Below are 222 nucleotides of genomic sequence, written 5' to 3'. Positions count from 1 at the left end.
TTTGCATATCAAGGAACGCTTATACGGCAAGTAATTTTGCACTAAAAAATATAAGCGTATGAAAGTAGAAAAATTCAAGGTGCTGCTCTACCTCAAAAAGAGCGGACTGGACAAGTCGGGCAAGGCTCCCATCATGGGACGCATAACCGTGAACCGCACGATGGCACAGTTCGGATGCAAGCTGTCCTGCACGCCTGAATTGTGGAATCCACGTGAAAGCCG

Annotated in this window: 1 protein-coding gene; it reads left to right on the top strand. The window is 47.3% G+C overall.

Features of this window, described 5'->3' with window-relative positions:
• Nucleotides 1–58 precede the first annotated feature (58 nt).
• The coding region (locus M1B78_RS18665) for an Arm DNA-binding domain-containing protein (protein ID WP_257941519.1) at nucleotides 59–222 on the top strand (164 nt) is incomplete at its 3' end.

The sequence above is a fragment of the Bacteroides muris (ex Fokt et al. 2023) genome, assembly GCF_024704895.1.
Taxonomy (GTDB): domain Bacteria; phylum Bacteroidota; class Bacteroidia; order Bacteroidales; family Bacteroidaceae; genus Bacteroides; species Bacteroides muris.
Note: the sequence above shows the minus strand (reverse complement) of the source record. Positions and strands in the feature narration are given on the sequence as shown.